Source organism: Lamprocystis purpurea DSM 4197, assembly GCF_000379525.1.
Classification (GTDB): Bacteria; Pseudomonadota; Gammaproteobacteria; order Chromatiales; family Chromatiaceae; genus Thiodictyon; species Thiodictyon purpureum.
In genome coordinates this window covers 1-22,306 of the sequence record NZ_KB902521.1, presented here as the reverse complement: position 1 = coordinate 22,306, position 22,306 = coordinate 1, and the positions used below count along the sequence as shown (strand labels likewise).

Sequence of the window (22,306 nt, the reverse complement as noted above, 5' to 3'; positions counted from 1 at the left end):
GCGGTTTCCCTGGAGGGCTGACGTGGCGCTTACAGCACCAGGTGCAAACGGATCGCCGCGTTGACTTCCCGCAGCTTGTCCGCGGCGAGTCGGCCCAGCGCCGTGCCGGTGATGCGCTCCTTCGCGATGGTGCGGATCTGCTGAGCCTGGGCCTTGGAGTCCTTGGGCAGACCGGATTCCCCCCGCGACAGCGCCACCTCGAAGGGGTAAACCCGGGTCAGGTTGGACGTGATGGGCAAGACCGTGACGGTGCTCGCCCCGCGATTATTGGCGTCGTTGCTCACGATCAGCACCGGGCGGCGTTTGTTGGGCCTTTCGTTGCCTTGGGCACCCACCGTGGGGCTGAGATCGGCATAGCGGATCTCACCACATCAGCGAAGTCGGAGATGCGCAGTTGCCTCACTATGACGACCTAAGTCGGGACGCATTGATTCAAGAGCTGCGTAAATACCACGCGCTCGACAGCGTCATGCAGACGACCGACGCGATGCTGGTCCTGCTCGATCCGGCGTTCAACTTCGTGTGGGTGAGCCCCGCCTACGCGCAAGCCTGCCGGATGGCGCCGGAGGCGCTGCTTGGAAAGAACCATTTCACCTTGTGCCCCCACGCCGAAAACGAGGCGATTTTCCGCCAGGTCCGCGACTCTGGCGAGGCGGTCTTCTACAAAGACAGGCCGTTCGCGTTCCCGGGTCACCCGGAACGGGGCACGACCTATTGGAATTGGAGTCTGAAGCCGGTCAAGGACGAGCGCAACGCAGTGACGGGACTCGTGTTCACGCTAGGCGAGACGACGCGGTTCAAGCAGGCGGAGGACGCGCTGCTGCTAAGCGAGGAGCGCTTCCGGCTCTTCATGGACCACAGCCCCGCGATCGTGTGGATGAAGGATGCGCAGGGACGGTATGTATACATCAACAAGACCTGCGAGGAGCGGTTTGGGGTGCACCTGGCGGACTGGCAGGGAAAGACCGATGCCGACATGTGGCCGGTCGAGGTTGCTGCCACCCTACGCCGGAACGATCTGGACGTGCTCGCCTGCGGCAATCCGCTCGAAGTGATCGAGGAGACCCCCCAGCACGATGGCAGTCGCGCGGTCTGGCTCAACGCCAAGTTCCCGTGCAAGGACGCGGCTGGAAACACCTTCGTCGCCGGCATCGGACTGGACATCTCCGCCCGCAGGCAACAGGAAGCGGCCTTGCTTGAGGCCGAGGAGCGCCTCTCCATGGCGCAACGCGCCGCCGCGGCAGGTATCTGGGACTGGGATATCCGGACCGGCCACCTGAACTGGTCGAAGGAGCTCTTCCAGCTCTTCGGACTTGATCCGGCCAGGTTCGCGGCGAGCTTCGAGGTCTGGCGCAACGCGCTTCACCCGGCCGATCGGCTGGAAGCTGAAGCGCGCATTCACGATGCCATCCGCGAGCACCTCCCGCTGAACAGCGAATACCGGATTGTTCTGCCCTCCGGCGAGGTGCGTTGGGTCGATGCAGTTGGTGACACCGCCTACGACGCAGCGGGGCAAGCCGTTCGCATGACCGGGATCTGTATCGACGCGACCCATCGTAAGGCCGCCGAGAACGCGCAGCGTGAAAGCGAGCGTCGATTACGCTCCTACTTCAATCTGCCCTTGGTCGGCCTTGCCATCACGTCGCTCGCCAAGGGCTGGGTCGAAGTCAATGAACACCTGTGTCGGATGCTTGGCTATTCACGGGAGGAACTGGCGCAGCTGACGTGGGCGGAAGTGACCCACCCCGACGACCTGGCGCCCGACGTCGCTCAGTTCGACCGCGTGCTACGGGGTGAGATCGACCGCTACGCGCTCGATAAACGATTCATCCGTAAGGATGGGTCGGAGATCTTTGTTGCCCTTTCGGTGCACTGCGTTCGCATGGCGGAAGGCGCGGCGGACTATTTCATCGCCTTGCTACAGGATATTTCCGACCGCAAGCGGGCGGAGGCCGAGCTTGAGCGCCACCATCGCCAGCTGGAGCAATTGGTCGTCGAGCGGACTCGCGAGTTATTGCTCGCCAAGGATTCCGCCGAATCGGCCAACCGCGCCAAGAGCGCCTTCCTGGCCAACATGAGCCATGAGATCCGCACCCCGCTCAACGCGATTACCGGCATGGCGCATCTGATGAAACGGGACGGCCTTGCTGCGAAACAAGCCGAACGGCTCGACCGGATTCAGGCGGCCGGTCAACACTTGCTGGAAATCATCAACGCCATTCTCGACCTCTCGAAGATCGAGGCGGGAAAGTTGTGTCTTGAGGAGGTGGAGATCAATCTCAGCGCCATCGTAACCAATGTTGTAGACATGCTCAGAAGTCAGGCGCAGGCCAAGAATATCCGGCTGTTGGTCGAGGTTCCGCCGGTGCCCTGCACGCTACGGGGTGATCCCACGCGGCTCCAGCAGGCGCTATTGAATTACGCCAACAATGCGGTGAAATTCACCGAAACCGGCACCGTGACACTGCGTGCCACCGCCGAAGCGGAGAGCGCAGATAGCGTCCTGGTGTGTTTTGAAGTCCGGGATACGGGCATCGGTATTGCGCAGGAGACCTTACCCAGGCTGTTCTCGACCTTCGAACAGGCCGACAACTCCTTTACCCGAAAATATGGCGGCACCGGCCTGGGCCTCGCCATCGCGCGCCGCCTGGCGCAGTCGATGGGCGGGGATGCCGGGGCGCAGAGCACCCTCGGCGGAGGCAGCACCTTTTGGTTTACGGCACGGCTCAAGATCGGCAGGCCGAACCCGACAACGGCGACATCCCCGGCGACCGATTGCATCGAGGCGACGCTGTCGCGCCATTATTGTGGTTGCCGTATCCTGTTGGTTGAAGATGAGCCGACCAACAGGGAGGTTGCCAGAGATCTGCTGGAGTCCGTTAGCTTGTTGGCGGATGTGGCCGCGGATGGTGCCGAAGCGGTAGAACTGGCCGATCGACATGCCTACGACATGATTCTGATGGACATACAGATGCCCAACATGGACGGGCTCGAAGCGACGCGCCGGATACGGCAGCAGCCGAACGGCTCCAGGGTTCCCATTCTTGCCCTGACAGCCAACGCCTTTGCAGAAGACAAGGCGAAGTGCTTTGCTGCCGGTATGAACGACTACGTTGCCAAACCGGTAGCACCGGATGCGCTTTTCAAGACGCTGTTGAAGTGGCTGGCACGACCTTGCGATTGAGCACTTGCCTCAGACCGTCGGGGCGTCCGATCGGCACGACCGGGACGGCTCAGCCCTTCGGCCCGAACAGCAGCCACAGGATCAGCCCGAGGACCGGCAGCAGCAGGACCAGGACGATCCAGATAACCTTGGAGCCCGTGCCCGCGTTGCTTTGGACGATCTTGACCATGGCATAGACGGTCAGAATCAAATGAAGCAGCCCAAGCAGGCCGCTGACTTCGATGCTCATCTCAGGTCTCCAGTGAGGCCCCGCCCGGACTGGCGAGCGGGGCGGGTTTTTAGCAGTGGATCATCAGACGATCCGCAATCCGGAATTGCTCACACAAAGGCACAAAGAACACAAAGAAAAACAGGCCATTGGAAGCGTTGGTCCGATCACCGTGCTTGGGTACCGCGCGACCGGCGCAGCGCGTTGAGATCTTTGTGATCTTTGTGTCTTTGTGTGAGAACTCCGTTTTTCGAGCTGATGATCACGCGTCACGGGATTATAGCCTTCGCACCTGACGTCCGGACATGGCCTTGGCGTACCGGCGGGTTTGAAACTCCCCTCTACATCCGATGATCGCGTTAGACTCCGATCGCTCGCGCTCGCCGTGCTGGGCGTTGATCATCGTTCCGGCCAGATCACGGGCTTCGCGCACTAGAGCTCGCGGCTTTACCGTGAAAGTCGCGCCGCGACACTGTGGGAGCGGCGTCCCGCCGCGATGGGGCCGGGCGCGTCGCCCTACCGTTCGAGATCACCGCGGCACCCATCGCGGCGGGACGCCGCTCCCACGGGAGACATTCATCTTCCGGGGTGGCTGATGTTCCTTCCATCGCCGTTAGCCGAACAAGCCCCACGCAGACGCAATGTCGACCGGCTAAAGCGTCGGCCTCCGGTCTTCCGGCGGCCGGAACGACGATCACGGCCCGCTCGGTTATAGCTCGCCTTTGAAGGCTTTATCCAGCACGGCGGGCAGTAGAGCGTCCAGTTCAGGTTGGTTGGCGGCTTGAGCCTGGTGGATAGCGGTCACCTTGGCTTGAAGCGTGCTAAATTCTCTCTGTTTCTCGATCGTTGGGACCGGCACGAGGAGCTGTTCCAAACGGCTCATCGCCAGGGTCCGGTTGCGGTCCGCGCTTCCGGGTGAGGCGCCCTGCACCTGCTCAATCCCTTCGTTCGTCAGGAGATAGAAGCATAGGAATTCAGGGGTTGAGACCCCCTCCTTGGCAACGCAGGTGATATAACGGTGCGAGCCGACCCGGCCATGGTCGGCCTCTCCGGCAACGGCGATGGCGCCCTCCCAGGCTTTAATGTTGCTGATGACTAGGTCCCCGGCATGAACGCGAAAGAGCTTCTGCCAATCGAGATCCGCGCCGCTCAGGGTCGGCTTATGGAAAAGACCCTTGCCGAATGAGCGCGCGCCCAACTCGGGGTAGACGCCGTCCAATTCGATCGCGACTGGTCGCCGAACGATGGGCGCGACCTCGGCGAGCGGGCAATACGCGGCGCCTTGGATCAAGCGGTGAAAGACGCTGTGCAGCAGGGCCTTGGCGTCGTCCTGGATCTCCTTGCGCAGCCGCCGCGCCTCGTCGAGGCGGGTGGTGATGTCCTCGATTTCCCTTACGATGCGTTCTTGTTCTTTAAGTGGCGGAAGCGCAATCAACTCCGACAAGAACGCATTTGGGTGAAGCCGCTCACGCCGAGCCCCGATTCCCGTAGAGTGCCTGGCAAGCTGTTCCCAGGTGCTCGGACACTTGAAGTACCAGTAAAGAAACGCCGGCAGCAGGGCATGACTGTCCATGTCGAAGGCCGGAAATTCGTTAGTGACATAAGAACCATCCCCGAAATCAGGCACCAATCCATAGGCGCCCTCGAATGCTTTGAGTCGGCTGTAGATGAATTGTCCAGCGCTTACTCGGTAGAGGCTATCTGCGGCAAAGGCCCCCCCATCAATCGGCGGCTTCTCGAAAACGCCTCGCCCAAAACCGTAGATTCCTATGTTCGGATAGCATTTTCCAGCTTCTACCGGATGCCGGTCAATGGATTGAGTCAACACCTCACTGAGTCGTACCAGTGGCCAACCGCTCATCAGGCAGATTCCGCGCTAAGCAAAGTGTCGATTTCCGCGATCAGATCCAGAACCCGCTGCTCCTTACGTGCGATGTCCGCGATCAACTCACGCGGCTCCCGATGCTCCAACGCCTCCAACCCATTCGGGTTCTTGATATCCAGATTGACCGAGAGCAACCGCCCCTCGGCGTCGTACTTGAGCACATCCGCGACATTGACCCGCCAGGCATTGGCACTCTCTGTCCGATCGTCCCACCAGGCCAGACAGGCCGCGAGGTCGGCGTCTTCCATCGGCTTGGTTTTGGTGTATTTGCGCCGGCCGGCGGGCAGCGGGATTTGGTAGTACCAGATCGCCTGGGTCGGCCGGGAGCGGTCGAAGAAGATCAGATTGGACGGAATGTCGGTATAGGGCGCGAAGACGCCCTCGGGCAGGCGCACGATGGTATGCACGTGATAGTGCTTGAGCAGGTCTTCCTTGACCCGGGCACAGACGCCGTCGCCGAACAGGGTGCCGTTGGGGACGATCACGCCGGCCCGGCCACCGCGGTCATTGCCCGGCCCGGGGCGTTTCAGACGGCGCATGATGAGTTGCAGGAAGAGCAGCGCGGTCTCGGCGGTCTGGCGGTCCTTGGGGAAGTTGCTCAGGATGCCGCGGTCTTCCTCGCCGCCGAAGGGGACGTTGGTCAGGATCAGATCCACCCGGTCCTGATCGGTGAGGTCACGTAGTGGAACGCGCAGACTGTTGCCGGGGTCGATGCGCGGGTAGTTGAGCCCGTGCAACAGCAGATTCATCTGCGCCAGCAGGTAGGGGAGGGATTTGGCCTCACCGCCGCGGATGCTGGTCTCCTGCAGGGTGACCAGATCGGCGACCGAGCGGCATTGCTGCTGCAAATGGACGAACGATTCCACCAGGAAGCCGCCGGTCCCGCAGGCGGGGTCCAGCACGGTCTCGCCCAGGCGCGGATCCATCACCTGGACCATGAAGCGCACCGCCGGGCGAGGGGTGTAGAACTCACCCGAGTCACCGGCCGCGTCGCGCATCTCGCGCAGCAGGGTCTCGTAGAGCCGGCTCAAAGTGTGCATCTCCGCGGAGGCGGTGAAGTGGATGCCGTTGACCAGCGTGATCACGTCGCGCAGCAGGTACCCGTCCGCCATGCGGTTCTGCATCCCCTTGAACACGGTGGCGATGACATCGCGCCGATCGGCCCCATCCAGGCTGCGCAGCCCGCGCAGGTAATAGAAGAGCCCGGCCCCGCGGGTGCCGTTGGGGCGCATGGCCTCGTCGTTGTTGACGAAGGCGATCAGTTCAGCCCCGGTGATACCGCCGGCCTCCGCACCCCAGTCGCGCCAGCGATAGGGCGGCGCGATATCCGGGCGAAAGGGCGTCCCCGCCAACGCGGCGTTGGTCTCGCGCAGTTGCTCCATGTCGTCGAGGAACTTGAGGAACATGATCCAGGTGAGCATGGGCAGCCGGTCCAGGTCACCATTGAGACCCTTGTCTTTGCGCATGATATTGCGCGCGGATTTGATGATGGCCCCGAGCTGCTGAGCGGTGGTCTGAGGTGTGACTGGCTTCTTGGGGGGCATGAGTGAGCTCTGTGGTGAAAAATCCGACCCAAACTCAGCGATTGCCGATCTCCGCATAAAGCAGGGTCTGCAACCGATTGACGGCCTGCCGCATGGCGACCGGCCCGCCGAACAGGTCGGCAATCTCCATGGGGTTGCCATGGACGGCGATGGGCGGGACCTGGAGGGCGTGCGGAATCCGGAACTCGTCTGGACCGTGCTCGGTGTATTGGTCCAGCAAGGCGTCGAGGATGCCGCGGGCGACGGCGCTGAATTGGTCGAAGAAATCCGGCTGGTTCTTGCGCAGGTGCTCCGCCCGCTCCCGACGGGTGCGCAACGGGCGTTGGAACGCGAGATGACAGAGCAGGTCCAGCGGGTCGGCGTCCGCGTGGCCCGCCGCCTCGGCCAAGCGCGAGAACGCGATACCGCGGCGGTTCAGTTGATCGAGGATCGCCTCGCGTTTGACCGGATCGGCCCAGTCGGCAGCCAGGGCGTCGGGCGTGCGGAACAGAGTGCGAATCTGGGCGGCGGTGTAGTCGGTGTATTGAATCACCCGCAGTTGATTGCCGTCATCGTCCAGTTCGGAGACGACATGGGCGATGATCTGAACCTGGCCACCATCGACATAGTATTTCAGCGGCGGTGTCGGGCCTGTACCGTCTGCGCCATCGCCGATGCCGGGCTCGCCCGGCGCCGCGCCGCCCGGTTCGACCGCCTCGATAGCGATCGGGTCCAGGTCATGGCTGCCGGTCTCCCGGCCCTGCGCATCGATCTCGGTGAGGTCCATGGCTTCCGGGAAGCCGTCGAAATCGGGGTCGGCAAAGCGCGCGGTCGCCGAACCGGTGTAGTCGATGATGTTGAACCAGGTCTTGCCGTAATCCTCGCGCATCCGCGTTCCGCGCCCGATGATCTGCTTGAACTCGGTCATGGCGTTGATGACACGCACCAGAACGACATTCTTGCAGGTCGGCGCATCCACGCCGGTGGTGAGCATCTGCGAGGTGGTAAGGATGACCGGCGTGGGCTCGTCGGGCTCCTGGAAGCGGCTGAGCAGGGCGCGGCCCCGATCGCCCTCGCGGGACGTCACGCGCTCGACGTAATGCGGATGCTTGGCGACCAGATCCTGATTGAGGTTGGTCAGGGCCTGGCGCATCGCGAGCGCATGCTCCTGATCGACACAGAACACGATGGTCTTGGCCCAGCGGTCGGTGCGGCGCATGAAGTCGGTGAGATGCCGGGCGACGGCCTGGGTGCGGGCCTTGAGCGCGATGATGCGTTCAAAGTCCTTGGTCTCGTAGTGCTCGTCGGGGATCGGGCGCCCGAAGCGGTCCAATTCATCGCGGCTCGGGCGCCAGCCGGTGGCATCCACGTCGGTCACGACCCGATGCACCCGATACGGGGCCAAGAACCCGTCCTCGATACCCTGACGCAGGCTGTAGGTATAGATGGGGTTGCCGAAATAGGCGTAGGTATCGCGGTTGTCCTCCCGCAAGGGTGTCGCGGTCATCCCGAGTTGGTAAGCCGGCTCGAACCACTCCAGGATCTCGCGCCACTGACTTTGGTCTCGGGCGCTGCCGCGGTGACATTCGTCGACGATGATCAGATCGAAAAAATCCGGCGGATATTGGCGGTAGAGACCGGGGCGCGACTTGTCTTCGGCGATAGCCTGATAGGTCGCGAAATAGATCTCACGGCTCTTGCTGACACGGCCGCCCTCGATCTTCCAGCGCGCCTCGCCGAACGGGGCGAAGTGCTTGTCCTTGGGGTCGTCGACCAGCAGATTGCGGTCTGCCAGAAACAGGATGCGCGGCTTGCGCTCACGCGTGCCGTCGCGGCTCCAGCGGGCGTTCCAGAGCTTCCAGCAGATCTGGAAGGCAACCAGGGTCTTGCCGGTCCCAGTGGCCATGCACACCAGGCAGCGCCGCCGACCCTGGAGGATCTCCCGCAACGCGCGGTTGATGACGATCTCCTGGTAGTAACGGGGTTGGGCCTCCGGCGCATGATGGGAGGGGGTCAGGAGGCGCGACGCCTCTGCATCGCTTAGACCTTGGGCCGCCTGCAAGCGGGCGAACAGCGCATCGGGCGTGGGGAAGGCGTCCAGGCTGGTTTCGGTGCCGGTGAGAAAATCAAACTCGATGATCCAATGCCCGTTAGTGGCAAACGCAAATTTCAGATCTCGGTCCTCGGCGTAGCCTTTGGATTGTTGGAGCCCGGAGCCCACGGGCGCGTCTTCCGGCTTGGACTCGACCACGGCGAGAGCGTAGTCGCGGGTGTAGAGCAGAAAATAATCCACCCGCTTGCGCTCTCCGCGTACGGCCTTGCCGCCGATGATTCGAACGCGGCCAGCGGTGTAGGTCTGCTGCTCGGCGAGCGCATGGGGCGGCTCCTCCCAACCGGCGGCGCGCAGCCGGGGGGTGACATGGAGACGGCAGGTGTCGGCCTCGTTCAGTGACACCATCAGTGTCTCGCGGGCGTGCCGCCCATGGCCGGGTCGACCCGCTCGGTCAACAATCGATCCAGATCGGCCAGTTCCGGATAGCGGGCGCAGACCACACGGACGTAGTCGAGAGTGCGCGGGATGTCGTTGAGATAATGCGGTTTGCCGTCGCGATGGTTGAGCCGGGCGAAGATGCCGCAGGCTTTCAGATGACGCTGGGTGCCCATGAGGTCGAACCAGCGCAGGAAGCGCGCCGGCTCGATCTCGGGCAGCACCCCGGACTGGACGGCCAGTTGAAGATAGCCCAGGGCCCAGTCGGTGACCCGCTCGGGCGGCCAGGCGATGTAACAGTCCTTGAGCAGGGAGACCAGATCGTAGGTGACGGGTCCGACCACCGCGTCCTGGAAATCCAGGATGCCCGGACTCGGCGGATCGGTGATCATCAGGTTGCGCGAGTGATAGTCCCGATGGACACAGACCTGAGGCTGCTCCAGTGCACTGGCCACCAGCCGGTCGCCCGCACGAACCCAACCGGCCGTGTCCCGCGGGGTGAGCACCAGTCCCAGGTGGCGGACGAGGAACCATTCGCGGAAGATCTCCAACTCGCGACGCAGGAAGGCGTCATCATAGTGCGGCAGACCGTCCAGCGGACCGCAGGCCTGGATGACCGCCAAGGCGGCGAGCGCGTCTCCATAGAGCCGGTCCGCGCTCTGCTCATCGAGCTCGGCAAGATAAAGCCGATCGCCCAGGTCGGAGCAGGCGAGAAAGCCGTTGGCCCGATCCTCCGCATGGATTTCCGGGGTGTGCAGCCCGATGGCGCGCAGGCGCCGCGCCAAGTCGACAAAACGACCGCAGTCCTCGTGCGCCGGCGGAGCGTCCATCAGGATCATGGTGTTTCCCTGCCAGCGCGCCCGCCAATAGCGGCGAAAGCTGGCGTCGGAGGAGGCCGGCTCCAGCGCGAAGTCGTTCCTTCCGAGTACCATGGCGACCCAATGTGTTAATAACTCATGCCGTGCAGTCAAGACGATCCCCTCAGCAATGGTGACAACAATAACCCCAAGCCGCGCGGCCAGTGCTCATCAGCCACGCGCCTTCAGCGTCGCCTTCGCCGCGGTTTACGTGGCCGGACGGGGCCGCGGCATCGCACCCGACGCGCTGTTCCGGCGCAAGCGGTCGGTCGACCGCTGACGGCTGACCGATTTTTTCCAGGATAACCGCATTGCCGGCCCGCGAAGAATGTGACATGGTTGCAGCGAATTCCCAATCCGTCCATGTCGTGCGTTCCCTAATCCTATCCGTTGCGCTGATCCTGGCCGCCGTGAGTCCATCGCAGACGCTTACCGAGGGCGCCACGGTTGGTCCGCGGCCTTGTGCCTACCAAGACTACGGCCAAGTGCCTGGCCAAAGCGCAGCCGACGGTTTGGGCATCAACGGGGATTGTCCTGCCCCCGAACCGACAGCCGGCAACCCTGCTCAGTCAGACGTCGGCGCGGCGCCACCCGCCCCGGTCACGGACCTGGAATCGACCGCAGCCCAAGCCCCGGCGCTCCCAGCCGACGCTGCCGTGGTACCGGCGGCGGCCACCGGCCCATCAGGTACGACGACCCCGTCCCCTGCCGATCCGGCGCCACCCCCGCCTGACCGCGCGGCGACGGCCACACCGCCGCCGACCAACGCGGGCGCGATCGATCCCATTCCCGCGGCGGCGGGGCCGGCAGCAGTCACTGCCCCGAAACCGACGGCCGACCCCATCCCCGAGCGGTTGGATGCGCCCCCGATCCCGACTGCAACGCCGCCGTCGTCCCCGGTGTCCCTACCCCCGGAACCGGCCCGTCTGACGCTGCCGATCGTGCTGGACCCCGCACGTCCGGTGTTCACCGGCATCGCCCCGCTGGTCCTGCCGCCGCCGGACCAACCATCCACCGCGGCGGACACGGCACGGCTGAACGCGGCCATTGGCCCGCGGCCCAAAGTGGTGCCGCGCGATGACGAGGCGCGTCTGCACGCCGGGCTGCCCTGGGAGCAGTGCGGCCCCTCAGGCCGCGGCGACGGAACCGGGAGCGCCGCGGTCCCCGCCGCGGACCTCGAGGTGCCGGTCGATGCCACCGCCGATCAGGTCGATTACGATCAAACCGGCGAGATCGTACAACTGCAAGGGGGAGTCGAGATCCTCCAGGGCGACCAACGCCTGGAAGCGGATCGCTCCCGCTATCATCGGCGCACCGGCGCGGTCGACGCACAGGGCAACGTCTATCTGGAATATCCACCCGCACGGCTGACCGCCGACTCCGCGGACTACAATCTGAGAACCAAGGAAGGCACCCTGCAGGATGTCCATTATCGTCTGTCCGGCGATGCCAACCTGCGCGGCACTGCCGCCACGGCCGAACTCTTGCCCGGCAAGATCACCCGCTATCGCGAGGTAACCTACACCACGTGTCCGCCCGGCCGTTACGACTGGTCTATCCATGCGCGCAGCTTGCTGCTCGACCACCCGGAGGGCTTGGGCACAGCGCGTCATGCGCGCTTGCAGTTTGGCAATCTGCCGGTGTTCTACACACCCTACGTCAGCTTTCCGATCGATGACCGGCGGCGCAGCGGATTATTGATCCCGACGGTGGGCTCGTCCGACACCACCGGCACGGACATCCTCCTTCCTTACTATTGGAACATTGCCCCGAACCTGGACGCGACCATCACCCCCCGCTTCATGAGCACACGCGGGCTGATGCTCGGCGTCCAGGTGCGTCACCTCATGGGGAGTCAGAAGATCGAGATCAACGGCGAGATCCTGCCGCACGATGCCGCGGACCCAGACCTCGGGACGCGCGGAGCGCTGCGGCTGGAGCAGACGGGCACCGTGGGCGGTCGCTGGAGTACCTCGCTCGACTACAGCATGGTCTCGGACGACCAGTACCTGGCCGACTTCGGCAACCGCCTGGATGTCACCAGCATTCGCAATCTGGTCCAGCGGGGCAATCTCTCGTATAACGGCGGCACTTACAGCGTGCAAGCCTGGTTGCAGGGCTTCCAGACGGTCGACCCGACCATCGCGCCCGCCGATCGCCCCTACGGCCAACTCCCGCATATCCAAGTGGATGTCCCGCGGACCCGCTGGGGCCTGCTCGAATATGCCTTCGAAGGACGTTACGATTACTTCGACCATCACGCGAAGGTCCACGGCAATCGCGGCGTCTTGCTGCCCTCGTTGCGATTGCCGTTGCGGCGCAGTTTCGGTCACCTGATTCCGCGCGTGCGCCTGTATGCGACCGGCTATGATCTGGCGGACACGCAACCGGGCACCCCGTCGGTGCAGTCCTTCCTGATTCCCAGTTTCGACGTGGACGCCGGACTGGTCTTCGAGCGCGATCTCAACTGGTTCGGTCAGGGTGCCCTGCAGACCCTGGAGCCCCGTTTCTATTACGTCGCGACACCCTATGAGAACCAGTCCGACACCCCGCTGTTCGACACCACGCTTTTGGATTTCAGCTACGCCAGCCTGTTCAGACCGAATCGGTTTACCGGGTATGACCGCATCGGCGACGAGAACCGCTTCACGATCGGCTTGACCTCCCGCACCCTGGGCAACAAGAGCGGTCGGGAGTGGTTGCGCGCCAGCCTGGGTCAGGTGTATTACTTCGACCCGCGCCGGGTCCAACTCACCGGCCAGTCAGCGGATGAAACCACCACCTCGTCGGTGGCGGGCGAGTTGTCGACCAATCCCGCACCGGGGTGGAACGCGCGGGCCAGCTTTCAGTGGGACCCGAATCTCTCGATCAATCAATGGGAGAAACGCGTGGTGCAGTTCCGCTACGCCCCGGGGGATGATCGTGTGTTCAATTTCGCGTATCGCTACAACCTGGGTCAGACCGAGGCCGAACGCTATGAGAATACCGACCTGTCATTTCGCCTGCCGGTGACCCGGCAGATCAGCCTGGTCGGGCGCTGGCTCTATTCACTACTCGACTCCGACACCGTCGATGCCTTTGTGGGGATCGAATTCGGCCGCTGCTGCTGGCGTTTGCGAATCCTCGGGCGTCATCTCAAAACCACGGCCGAGAGCGAGGGCAACACCAGCGTAATGCTGCAACTCGAACTCGCCGGCCTGGGCTCACTCGGCAACAAGATCGACAAACTCCTGGAATACGGAATCTATGGCTATGACTCGGACTGATCGTGACGGCCCACACACACCGACCCGCACCGCCTTCGGGGCGCTGTTCTGGTTGGTCGTCGGCCTGCTCTGCCTGGGCCTGACGCACCCGCTCGCCAACGCCGAAGAACTCGACTCGATCGTCGCCATTGTCAATGATGACGTGGTGGTGCAAAGCGAGGTGTCCCGCGAGATGGCGCAGACGATCCCCCAACTTCAGGAACAGGGCACCCCGGTACCCCCGCCGGAGCAGTTGCGCAAACAGGTGCTGGAGCGGCTGATCCTGAAACGGCTCCAGCAACAGCGTGCCAAACAGCTCGGCATCACGGTCGACGAGGCGGCCCTGACCAGCGCGATCCGGTCGATCGCGAGCCGTAACAATCTTTCGATCGAAGAACTGCAGGCGACGCTGGAGAGCAGTGGGATGCGCTTTGAAGCCTTTCGCGAGGACACCCGCATGCAGATCCTCACCGGCCGACTGCAAAACCAGGAGGTCGTGGGCACCATCCAGGTCAGCGATCAGGAGGTGGAACGCTTCCTCCAACGGGAAAAGGGTCAACTGATGCCGCGTGAACAGGTGCGGCTGCAGCACATCCTGATCGCACTGCCCGATGATCCGTCACCCGCCCAGATTGCCCAAGCCGAGGCCAAGGCCAAGCAACTGGTGGCCAAATTACGCGGCGGAGCGGATTTCGCCGCGGTTGCCGCCGCCAGTTCCGAGGGGCGCACCGCCCTGCAAGGCGGCGATCTGGGGTGGTTCGAGATGGCCGCCGTGCCGAGCCTGGTCGCAGACAAGGCCCAAACCATGGCGCAGGGTGAGATCACTGATCCGATCCGCAGCCCGAGCGGCTTCAATATCATCCGCTTGGCGGAGATCAAGGGCGGCGTGCCGGGTAACGTCACCCAGACCAGGGCCCGCCATATCCTGATCCGCCCCAACGAACTGGTTGCTGATGAAGATGCCAAGACCCGGCTGGCGCAATTGCGCATGCGGATTGTCGGCGGCGATGATTTCGCGACCCTGGCCCGCGCCCACTCGGACGATACGGGTTCGGCCCTGAAGGGAGGCGACCTGGGCTGGGTCAATCCGGGGCAAACCGTGCCGGAGTTTGAAGCAGCGATGAATAAGCTCGCCCCCAATGAGGTCAGCGAACCGGTCCACAGCTCATTCGGTTGGCATATCATTCAGGTGCAGGAGCGCCGCAGCCAGGACACCGCGGATGAATTGCTGCGGCTCAAGGCGAAAGAGGCGATCCAGCGGCGCAAGGTGGACGAGGCCACCGACGCCTGGCTGAAGCGGCTGCGCGATGAGGCCTATGTCGAACTGCGGCTCGATGCCGCCAACGCTGAACGCTGAGAGGAACGCACGCATGACTCCGCGGCTCGTCATCACTCCGGGAGAACCGGCCGGGATCGGCCCCGATCTGCTGGTTCGCCTGGCTCAGGAAGCCGGCGCGGCCCAGTTGATCGCCGTCGCCGACCCCAACTTGCTGACCGCGCGTGCGCACGCACTCGGGCTGCCGCTGCGCTGTCTCACCTTTGCGGCCGACACCCCGCGTCGCCCGAGTGCAGCGGCGCAGTTATGGGTCGCTCCGGTGCCGCTGGGTGCCGCCGTGCTGCCGGGCCGACTGGATACCGCCAATGCCGCCTATGTGCTCGAAACACTGAGAATCGGCTGCGATGGGTGTCTGACGGGCATGTTTGATGCGCTGGTCACGGGCCCGATCCATAAGGGCATCCTCAACCAAGCGGGCCTGCACTTCACCGGACACACCGAGTTCCTGGCCGAGCGGTGTCACGCGCATCCGGTGATGCTGCTTGCCACCCCGGGTCTGCGGGTCGCCTTGGTCACCACCCACCTGCCGCTGAGTCAAGTCAGCGCCGCCATCACCGGGCCGCACCTGCGCCACGTCATCGAGGTCCTGCACGCGGATCTCAGCCGACGCTTCGGCATCGCCGCCCCGCGCATTCTGGTCTGTGGGCTCAACCCCCACGCGGGCGAAGGCGGCTATCTGGGGCGGGAGGAAATCGAGGTGATCACGCCGGTCCTCAACGAACTGCGCGAACGCGGCTGGGACCTGGCCGGCCCCCTGCCGGCGGATACCGCCTTCTTACCGGAGCGCCTGGCGGCCGCGGACGTCGTGCTGGCCATGTACCATGATCAGGGCCTGCCGGTGCTCAAGCACCTGGGGTTCGGTCAGGCGGTCAACATCACCCTGGGGCTGCCGATCATCCGCACCTCCGTGGATCATGGCACCGCGCTGGACCTGGCGGGAACGGATCGCGCCGACCTCGGGAGTCTGCGCGCCGCGATTGCGGCCGCGCTGGTCATGGTGGACGCTCCGGGTTAAGGCGATTGCCGGCAATCGCGTTGGGAACCGTTCAACAAGCGACACAAGTCCATAGCACTTAGTCAACCAAGGAGCAGCCGCCCGATGAGCCTGATCGCCAATTTGTACGGTCGCCTGGGTGGCGATCCCGTGGCCCGCACCACCAAGAGCGGCAAAGACATGACCACGGTCCAGGTTGCCGTCGATGTCACGCCCCGGGATGCGGCGGCGCCGGAAACCCTGTGGGTTGGTCTTCTCGCGTTCGGCGTCGCCGCGCAGACCTTGCAGCGGGCGCAGAAGGGCCAGATGGTCGCCGCCCTGGGGCGCATGACGCGCGGCATTTATACCCCCGTGGACGGCGAACCGCGCGAGTCCTGGGCCATGCTGTGCGACTCGCTGGTGGTGACCACCTCGGCCAAGCCGACCGGCGGGGCGCGCGCGAAGAGCCGAGGCGAACCGGCGCGGGACCCGGCGCCCCCAGTTGAGTCGGAGCCGGTGCCGTTCTACGATGATGACATCCCGTTTTGAACGGGTGCGCGTTCGAGCAAACCGCCAAACCAGCCGCGGCATCATGATCGAAGACCGGCTCACCCTGAACTTTCAGATCGCCGAGCGGCTGCGCCTCGCCCGCAGCGCGTCCAGCCTATCCCTAGCGCAATTGTCCGACCGAACCGAAGGCAAGGTTTCAGTTTCGATGATCAGCAACTATGAGCGGGCCCAACGGCGCATCGGCATCGAGGAGGCCTGCCTGTTGGCCAAGGCCCTGGGCACGGTCACGCCGGGCTACCTGCTCTGTGTCGAGCCGCTGATGCGCTTCAGCCCCGACGAGCTTGACCTACTCGGGATGTACCGCAAGGCGGACGCCCGGGGTCGGGCGCTGATCCGCGAGACGGCCATGATCGAGAGCGACCCGACCCGCTAAAAGGGTTCCAAAGATTGTCGGACCCCTTCGCTCGGTCGGAATCCGGTCCCGGCCGCGAAAAACGTCAGCCTCACGGGGATCACCGCGGGTCACTCGGTACAAGGCGACGACCTTCTCTTGCTGCGTCGACCCATTCTGTTATCTCTCGCACCTGAGCGCCATGAACTACCACGGCCTCACCGACCGCTTGCCCAAGCTGCTGTTCGTGACCTCCTTGCCCTCGCCGCAGTGGGGCCGGCGGGCGACCGAATCCATGCAGAGGGCACTCGGGGCTGAGGGTCTCGCCACCTACCTCCAAGCCGGCTTGCCGCCGCTACGCCGCTTGCGGCTCGACAAAATCAACCGCAAGATCATCAGCGTCCACACCAGCGTCCAGTGCGACCCCGGAGCCTATGTGACCGTGCAGGGCAAGCCGCGGCGCGTCGCCACCATCGGGCGCCCCTTTCTCGACATGCTCCGCGCGCCTGACTTGTGCGGCGGCATCTACCATATCCAGCGTTGCAAGCAAAATCCGCCACGCGCCGATGCGACCTTCCCGACCATCCAGGTCACCATCGGCTACGCCGACAAAGATGACCGCAACGCCCACAAGCGCCTGCTGGCCAGCCGGGTGCCGACGACGATCCGGCTCGACTACAGCCTGAATGAGCCAGTCGGCGAGACCGACCTGTTCGAGCTTGAAGCCGGCAGCGTCGTGGCAGGACCCCGCGGCGACCCCGTCTGGGTGGATAATGGGCGGCGCGCTCGGCGCTGCCCGCTATACACGCGATCCCGATGCAGAAATTTCATCGATTCCGCAAGACGCGACTCGCCTGGATCACCCTCGGCGTCGGGTTACTGGCGAGCGTCTTCGCTGCCCTTCAGGTCAGGCAGGGCATCCAACAGGATGCGGTGCGGCAGTTCGCCTTCAACTGCGATCAGATCGCCCTCAAAGTCCAGGAGCGCTTGGGCGCCTATGCCCTGATGCTGCGCGGCGGTGCCGCCCTGTTTGCCGCGTTGACCACGGTGGAGCGCAACGAATGGCGGGCCTACGTCGAGACCCTGCGGGCGAGTGGCCGTGTTCCCGGCGTTCAAGGGATCGGGTTTGCAGAAGTCATCCCCCCGGAGCAACTCGCCGCCCACCTCGCCCGCATCCGGAGCGAAGGATTTCCCGACTACAGCGTCCGTCCGTCCGGCCCCCGCGCCCTCTACACCTCCATCATCTACCTCGAACCTTTCCGCGACCGCAACCTGCGCGCCTTCGGTTTTGATATGTACGCTGAGCCGGTCCGGCGGGCTGCCATGGACCAGGCGCGCGACACCGGCGAGGCGGCCCTGTCTGGTAAAGTGGAACTGGTACAGGAGACCGGCACTGAGATCCAGGCCGGGACTCTCATGTATGTCCCCGTCTATCGCAATGGGGCACCGGTGGACACGCTTGAACAACGGCGCGCCGCGCTGCTCGGCTGGGCCTACAGCCCCTACCGCATGAATGACCTGATGACCGGCATCCTCGGTGACTGGCGCAGCCGTGAAGGCAAGGCCGTCGACCTGACCATCTACGATGGTCGCGAGGCGGCGCCCGCCGGACTCCTGTTCGACAGCCAACCGGACAGCGCACCCGCTGGGCCTTCGCCGTTGCACCAACAGCGGGTGCTCGACTTCAACGGCCAGCCGTGGCTGCTGATGTTCGAGCGCACCGCAAGCGCCCCCGGCATCGGCGACGCGCCGGTCTGGGCAACCCTGGCCGGCGGCCTGGCGCTCACTGGCCTGCTGTTCTGGTTGATGCTCGCGGTAATCAACACGCGAACCAACGCCGAACGCATCGCCGGCAAGCTCACCGAAGCGATCAGACGGCACGAGACGCTCTTGAGGGAGAGTGAAGCCTTCACGCTAGCCATTCTGGATGCTATCCCCGCCGAGATCGTCGTGGTGAGGCACGACGGGATGATCCTGGCGATCAACGAACCCTGGCGGCGCTTCGCCCTGGACAACGGCAACGAACCCGGCCAGCCGGCGCTGCATACGGAAGTCGGCATCAATTATCTGGAGGTCTGCCGGACCGGCACCGGTTGCAGTGCGCAGGATGATGGAGCGAGCGCCGGCGCGGGCATCCGGGCGGTGTTGGACGGCCGCTTACCCAGCTTCACACTGGAATACCCCTACCATTCACCGGCGCAACAGCGCTGGTTCACGATGACCGTCACGCCACTGGGGCGCGACACCAGCGCTGGTGTCGTCATCACACATACCGACATTACCAAACGTAAACAGGCGGAACTGGCGTTTCGTCGATCCGAGACGATGTTCCGCGCGTTCTTCGATTCGACCAACGCCGCAGTGATGTTGCTGGGCGAAGGAGGTTTCCTCGACTGCAACAAGGCAACCGTGGCGTTATTCGGTTGCGCGACACCGGAGGACTTCTGCTCCTATCACCCTGCCGATGTATCGCCGCCGCAACAGCCGTGCGGCACGGACTCCATGACGCTGTCCAATCGGCATATCGCCATGGCGATGAAGCACGGGGGCTGCCGTTTCGAGTGGATACACAAACGGCTGGATAACGGTCAGACCTTCATCGCCGAAACCCTGCTCAGTGCCATCCAACTTGAAGGGAAAACGACCCTTCTGGCGAGTCTTCATGACATCACTGAGCGCAAGCGGCTGGAGGATGAACGGGAAGCGGGATTTCGTCTTCTCCAGAAGATTTCTGACCGCGTTCCAGGGGTTGTCTTTCAATACCGTTTGCACCCCGATGGCAGTAGCTGCATGCCGTTCGCCAGCGAGGCCCTCCGTGAGATGTTCCGGGTCAGCCCGCAGGACGTCCGTCACGATGCGTCAAGCCTCTTTGCGCTGGTTCACCCGGACGATCTTGACCGTGTCCAGGCGTCCATCCAACAATCGGCCCGCGACTTAACCAAATGGGATCAAGAGTTCAGGCTGATATTTGACGATGGCAGCAGCCGCTGGCTCTTGGGCAACGCACTGCCGGACCGGCAAGCGGACGGCGCGACGCTGTGGCATGGCTTTATCGCCGACATCACCGAGCGCAGACGGATCGAAGCGGAGATTGCGGAAACGCGGGCGCTGCTCCTGACGGTCATCGATACCGTGCCGATCCGGGTGTTCTGGAAGGATCGCAACCTGTGTTATCTCGGGTGCAATACGGCCTTTGCCAGGGACGCCGGCATGGCGCACGTACAGGATGTGATCGGAAAAGACGACGATCAGTTGGGATGGTCTGATCAGGCCGCTCTGTATCAGGCCGATGACCAGTCCGTCATGGCCTCTGGTATCCCCAAACTGTCCTATGATGAGCAGCAGACGACCCCGAGCGGACAGACGATGTGGCTGCGTACGTCAAAGGTCGCGCTCCGGGATCAGGACCACGTCGTGTTCGGATTGCTGGGAATCTACGAGGACATTACCGAATGGAAGCAGGCGGAACAGAAGGTCCAGTTGGCGGCCAGCGTCTTCACCCACGCCTATGAAGGCATCATGATCACCGCCGCTGACGGCACCATCATCGATGTCAATGACGCATTCAGTCGGATCACCAGCTACCGTCGCGAGGACGTCCTGGGCCGCAACCCGCGCCTGCTGAGCTCCGGCCGTCAGGATCAGGCATTTTACGCCAACATGTGGGACAGCCTCATCGCGCGCGGCCAATGGTCCGGCGAGATCTGGAACCGCCGCAATGACGGCGAAGTGTACGCCGTGATGCAAACCATCAGCGCTGTGCCCGATGCCGCGGGCAACACCCTGCAGTACGTTTCGTTGTTCTCCGACATCACCCTGATCAAAGAGCAAGAACAGACGCTGCAGCACATCGCTCACTACGATGCGTTGACGGGCCTTCCCAATCGTGTCCTGTTGGCGGACCGCCTGCACCAAGGCATGGTCCAGGCGCAGCGCTATGAGCGCCTGCTGGCGGTCGCCTTTCTCGATCTGGACGGCTTCAAGGCCATCAACGACGAGCACGGGCATGCCGTGGGCGACCAGTTGCTGATCGCCGTGGCGGCCAGCATGCAGCAGGTCCTGCGCGAAGGCGATACCCTCGCCCGTATCGGCGGGGACGAGTTCGTCGCCGTGCTGCTCGACCTGGCCGACATCCAGGCCAGCGTGCCGCTGATCACCCGCCTGCTCGCCGCCGCGGCCCAGTCGGTACCAATTGGTGAGCAGGTGTTGCAAGTCTCCGCCAGTGTCGGTGTCACCTTCTACCCGCAGGCGGACGTCATCGATGCGGGGCAACTGCTGCGCCAAGCCGATCAAGCGATGTATCAGGCGAAACTGGCAGGTAAGAACCGGTACCACGTCTTCGATGCCGAACTGGACCGCAGCGTCCGCCGTTATCATGAAAGCCTCGAGCGCATTCGCGGCGCCTTGGACGCGGGCGAATTGGTGCTGCATTACCAGCCCAAGGTGAACATGCGCACGGGGGCCGTCCTCGGTGCCGAGGCCCTGATCCGCTGGCAGCACCCGCAACGCGGTCTGCTGCCGCCCGCGGAGTTCCTGCCGATGATTGAGGATCATCCGCTGACCGTGGAGGTCGGCGAATGGGTGATCGAGACCGCACTGAGCCAGATGGAGCGCTGGCAGGCCGCCGGGCTCAAGATCCCGGTCAGTGTCAATGTCGGCGCCCTCCAGTTGCAGCAGGCGGACTTCGTCGCGCGCCTGCGCACGCTCCTGGCAGCGCATCCGCACGTGAGACCAGGGGATCTGGAGATCGAGGTACTGGAAACCAGCGCCCTGGCAGACCTGGCCCGGGTGTCCCGGGTGATCGATGGCTGCCGGGAGATCGGAGTGCCGTGTGCCCTGGACGACTTCGGCACTGGCTATGCGTCGCTGACCTACCTGAAACGCCTGCCGGTGGAGCTGATCAAGATCGACCAGAGCTTCGTGCGCGACATGTTGGACGACCCCGATGACCTGGCCATTCTGGATGGCGTGATCGGCCTGTGCGCCGCCTTCCACCGCCAGGTCATTGCCGAGGGGGTAGAGGCCCTGGAACAGGGTCAGATGCTGCTGCAACTCGGCTGCGAACTGGCCCAGGGCTACGGCATTGCCCGCCCGATGCCGGCCGCGGATATCCCAAGCTGGCTGGCGACCTGGCGGCCCGATCCGGTCTGGGTCGCTTGCGCCGCGGTGAGCCGCGATGCGGTCCCGCTGCTCTTTGCCGGTGCCGCGTATCGCGCCTGGATGGCCGCGGTGGAAGGCTACCTCACGGGCGCGCGTGACGCCCCGCCGCCGCTGGATGACCCGCAGTCCTGCTTCGGTATCTGGCTGGATGCCGATGGCCCCGGCCGCCATGGCGCACGGCCGGCCTTCCAGTCCATCGCAGCGTTGCACCAGCGGGTCCATGCGCTGGCGGTCGCGTTGTGTGAGCTGCGGGCCCAAGGCCGGATATAGTGGACCCTGAAAACCGGACAGTAATTTAAGCTCGCGTCGAACCAAAAGGGGCATATCATAATGGGCGAAGCGAAGCGCAAGACGTACACGGCATCCTTCAAGGCCAAAGTCGGCCTGGAGGCGATCCGCGGGGTCAAAACGACGAACGAGATCGGACAGGAGCATGGAGTCCATCCGGTCCAGGTGGGGCAGTGGAAAAAGGAGATCCTGGAGCAGGCCGGGACGCTGTTTGAAACCAAGCGTGGACGTCAGAAAGTGGACGATCAGGCTGGGCCG

15 protein-coding genes and 2 pseudogenes are annotated in these 22,306 nt (G+C 64.0%); 10 read left to right on the top strand and 7 right to left on the bottom strand.

The window, feature by feature from the left end; all coding sequences use genetic code 11:
- Nucleotides 1-29: 29 nt before the first annotated feature.
- The gene (locus tag A39O_RS0122225) at nt 30-362 is read right to left on the bottom strand and encodes a type II toxin-antitoxin system PemK/MazF family toxin (protein WP_026199643.1); all 333 of its coding nucleotides are present in this window, start codon (nt 360-362) and stop codon (nt 30-32) included.
- 65 nt (nt 363-427) lie between these two features.
- On the opposite strand from A39O_RS0122225, the gene A39O_RS34630 reads away from it, so the two are divergent.
- Nucleotides 428-3,184, top strand: a complete 2,757-nt coding sequence (locus A39O_RS34630) for a PAS domain-containing hybrid sensor histidine kinase/response regulator (protein WP_020506871.1) — start codon at nt 428-430, stop codon at nt 3,182-3,184.
- Between the two features lie 49 nt (nt 3,185-3,233).
- On the opposite strand, the gene A39O_RS0122215 is transcribed toward A39O_RS34630, so the two are convergent.
- The 5 genes from A39O_RS0122215 to A39O_RS0122195 all read right to left on the bottom strand — a co-directional run bounded on the left by A39O_RS0122215 (nt 3,234) and on the right by A39O_RS0122195 (nt 10,220).
- Entirely contained in the window at nt 3,234-3,413 is a 180-nt protein-coding gene (locus A39O_RS0122215) for a PLDc N-terminal domain-containing protein (RefSeq protein ID WP_020506870.1), read from the bottom strand.
- Between the two features lie 688 nt (nt 3,414-4,101).
- Complete coding sequence (locus A39O_RS0122210; protein ID WP_020506869.1) at nt 4,102-5,253, bottom strand: restriction endonuclease subunit S; 1,152 nt, start codon at nt 5,251-5,253, stop codon at nt 4,102-4,104.
- A complete protein-coding gene (locus tag A39O_RS0122205) occupies nt 5,253-6,821 on the bottom strand; it encodes a class I SAM-dependent DNA methyltransferase (RefSeq protein ID WP_020506868.1) in 1,569 nt (522 codons plus the stop codon). The genes A39O_RS0122210 and A39O_RS0122205 overlap by 1 nt, the downstream gene beginning before the upstream one ends.
- A 34-nt stretch (nt 6,822-6,855) precedes the next feature.
- Nucleotides 6,856-9,258: an EcoAI/FtnUII family type I restriction enzme subunit R gene (gene hsdR, locus A39O_RS0122200; protein WP_020506867.1), complete on the bottom strand. Its 2,403-nt coding sequence runs from the start codon at nt 9,256-9,258 to the stop codon at nt 6,856-6,858.
- Complete coding sequence (locus A39O_RS0122195) at nt 9,258-10,220, bottom strand: aminoglycoside phosphotransferase family protein (RefSeq protein WP_020506866.1); 963 nt, start codon at nt 10,218-10,220, stop codon at nt 9,258-9,260. The genes hsdR and A39O_RS0122195 overlap by 1 nt, the downstream gene beginning before the upstream one ends.
- A 55-nt stretch (nt 10,221-10,275) precedes the next feature.
- On the opposite strand from A39O_RS0122195, the gene A39O_RS41140 reads away from it, so the two are divergent.
- From A39O_RS41140 to A39O_RS0122160, 6 genes are all read left to right on the top strand, one after another.
- Nucleotides 10,276-10,425, top strand: a complete 150-nt coding sequence (locus tag A39O_RS41140; protein WP_020506865.1) for a hypothetical protein — start codon at nt 10,276-10,278, stop codon at nt 10,423-10,425.
- A gap of 88 nt (nt 10,426-10,513) precedes the next feature.
- Complete coding sequence (locus A39O_RS0122180) at nt 10,514-13,411, top strand: LPS-assembly protein LptD (RefSeq protein ID WP_245561960.1); 2,898 nt, start codon at nt 10,514-10,516, stop codon at nt 13,409-13,411.
- Nucleotides 13,398-14,747, top strand: coding sequence for a peptidylprolyl isomerase (locus tag A39O_RS0122175; RefSeq protein ID WP_020506862.1), 1,350 nt, complete (start codon nt 13,398-13,400; stop codon nt 14,745-14,747). The genes A39O_RS0122180 and A39O_RS0122175 overlap by 14 nt, the downstream gene beginning before the upstream one ends.
- Nucleotides 14,707-15,741 carry a 4-hydroxythreonine-4-phosphate dehydrogenase PdxA gene (gene pdxA, locus A39O_RS0122170; protein WP_083924832.1) on the top strand — a complete coding sequence of 345 codons (1,035 nt, stop codon included), beginning with the start codon at nt 14,707-14,709 and terminating at the stop codon, nt 15,739-15,741. Before A39O_RS0122175 ends, pdxA begins: the two co-directional genes overlap by 41 nt.
- 84 nt (nt 15,742-15,825) lie before the next feature.
- Entirely contained in the window at nt 15,826-16,248 is a 423-nt protein-coding gene (locus A39O_RS0122165; RefSeq protein WP_020506860.1) for a single-stranded DNA-binding protein, read from the top strand.
- 43 nt (nt 16,249-16,291) lie between these two features.
- On the top strand, nt 16,292-16,642 hold the full coding sequence (locus A39O_RS0122160; protein ID WP_020506859.1) for a helix-turn-helix domain-containing protein: 351 nt from the start codon (nt 16,292-16,294) through the stop codon (nt 16,640-16,642).
- Nucleotides 16,643-16,955: 313 nt separating this feature from the next.
- Here A39O_RS0122160 and A39O_RS0122155 read toward each other — a convergent pair whose 3' ends face one another.
- Nucleotides 16,956-17,231, bottom strand: coding sequence for a hypothetical protein (locus A39O_RS0122155; protein WP_020506858.1), 276 nt, complete (start codon nt 17,229-17,231; stop codon nt 16,956-16,958).
- Between the two features lie 185 nt (nt 17,232-17,416).
- On the opposite strand from A39O_RS0122155, the pseudogene A39O_RS43845 reads away from it, so the two are divergent.
- The 3 genes and pseudogenes from A39O_RS43845 to A39O_RS0122145 form a co-directional block, all read left to right on the top strand.
- Nucleotides 17,417-19,678 (top strand): annotated as a pseudogene (locus A39O_RS43845) (CHASE domain-containing protein); the annotation flags it as partial.
- Nucleotides 19,652-22,024: pseudogene (locus tag A39O_RS43840) on the top strand (EAL domain-containing protein); the annotation flags it as partial. The pseudogenes A39O_RS43845 and A39O_RS43840, both read left to right, overlap by 27 nt.
- A gap of 66 nt (nt 22,025-22,090) precedes the next feature.
- Nucleotides 22,091-22,306, top strand: a 216-nt coding sequence (locus A39O_RS0122145; protein WP_020506856.1) for an IS3 family transposase, incomplete at its 3' end; no start/stop codon positions are given.

Coding starts and splice junctions, on each gene's coding strand:
- A39O_RS0122210 (WP_020506869.1), bottom strand. CDS start 5,253: ATGAGCGGTTGGCCACTGGTACGACTCAGTGAGGTGTTGACTCAATCC.
- A39O_RS0122215 (WP_020506870.1), bottom strand. CDS start 3,413: ATGAGCATCGAAGTCAGCGGCCTGCTTGGGCTGCTTCATTTGATTCTG.
- A39O_RS0122205 (WP_020506868.1), bottom strand. CDS start 6,821: ATGCCCCCCAAGAAGCCAGTCACACCTCAGACCACCGCTCAGCAGCTC.
- hsdR (WP_020506867.1), bottom strand. CDS start 9,258: ATGGTGTCACTGAACGAGGCCGACACCTGCCGTCTCCATGTCACCCCC.
- A39O_RS0122175 (WP_020506862.1), top strand. CDS start 13,398: ATGACTCGGACTGATCGTGACGGCCCACACACACCGACCCGCACCGCC.
- A39O_RS0122160 (WP_020506859.1), top strand. CDS start 16,292: ATGATCGAAGACCGGCTCACCCTGAACTTTCAGATCGCCGAGCGGCTG.
- A39O_RS0122195 (WP_020506866.1), bottom strand. CDS start 10,220: ATGGTACTCGGAAGGAACGACTTCGCGCTGGAGCCGGCCTCCTCCGAC.
- pdxA (WP_083924832.1), top strand. CDS start 14,707: ATGTCGAACTGCGGCTCGATGCCGCCAACGCTGAACGCTGAGAGGAAC.
- A39O_RS0122165 (WP_020506860.1), top strand. CDS start 15,826: ATGAGCCTGATCGCCAATTTGTACGGTCGCCTGGGTGGCGATCCCGTG.
- A39O_RS41140 (WP_020506865.1), top strand. CDS start 10,276: ATGGTGACAACAATAACCCCAAGCCGCGCGGCCAGTGCTCATCAGCCA.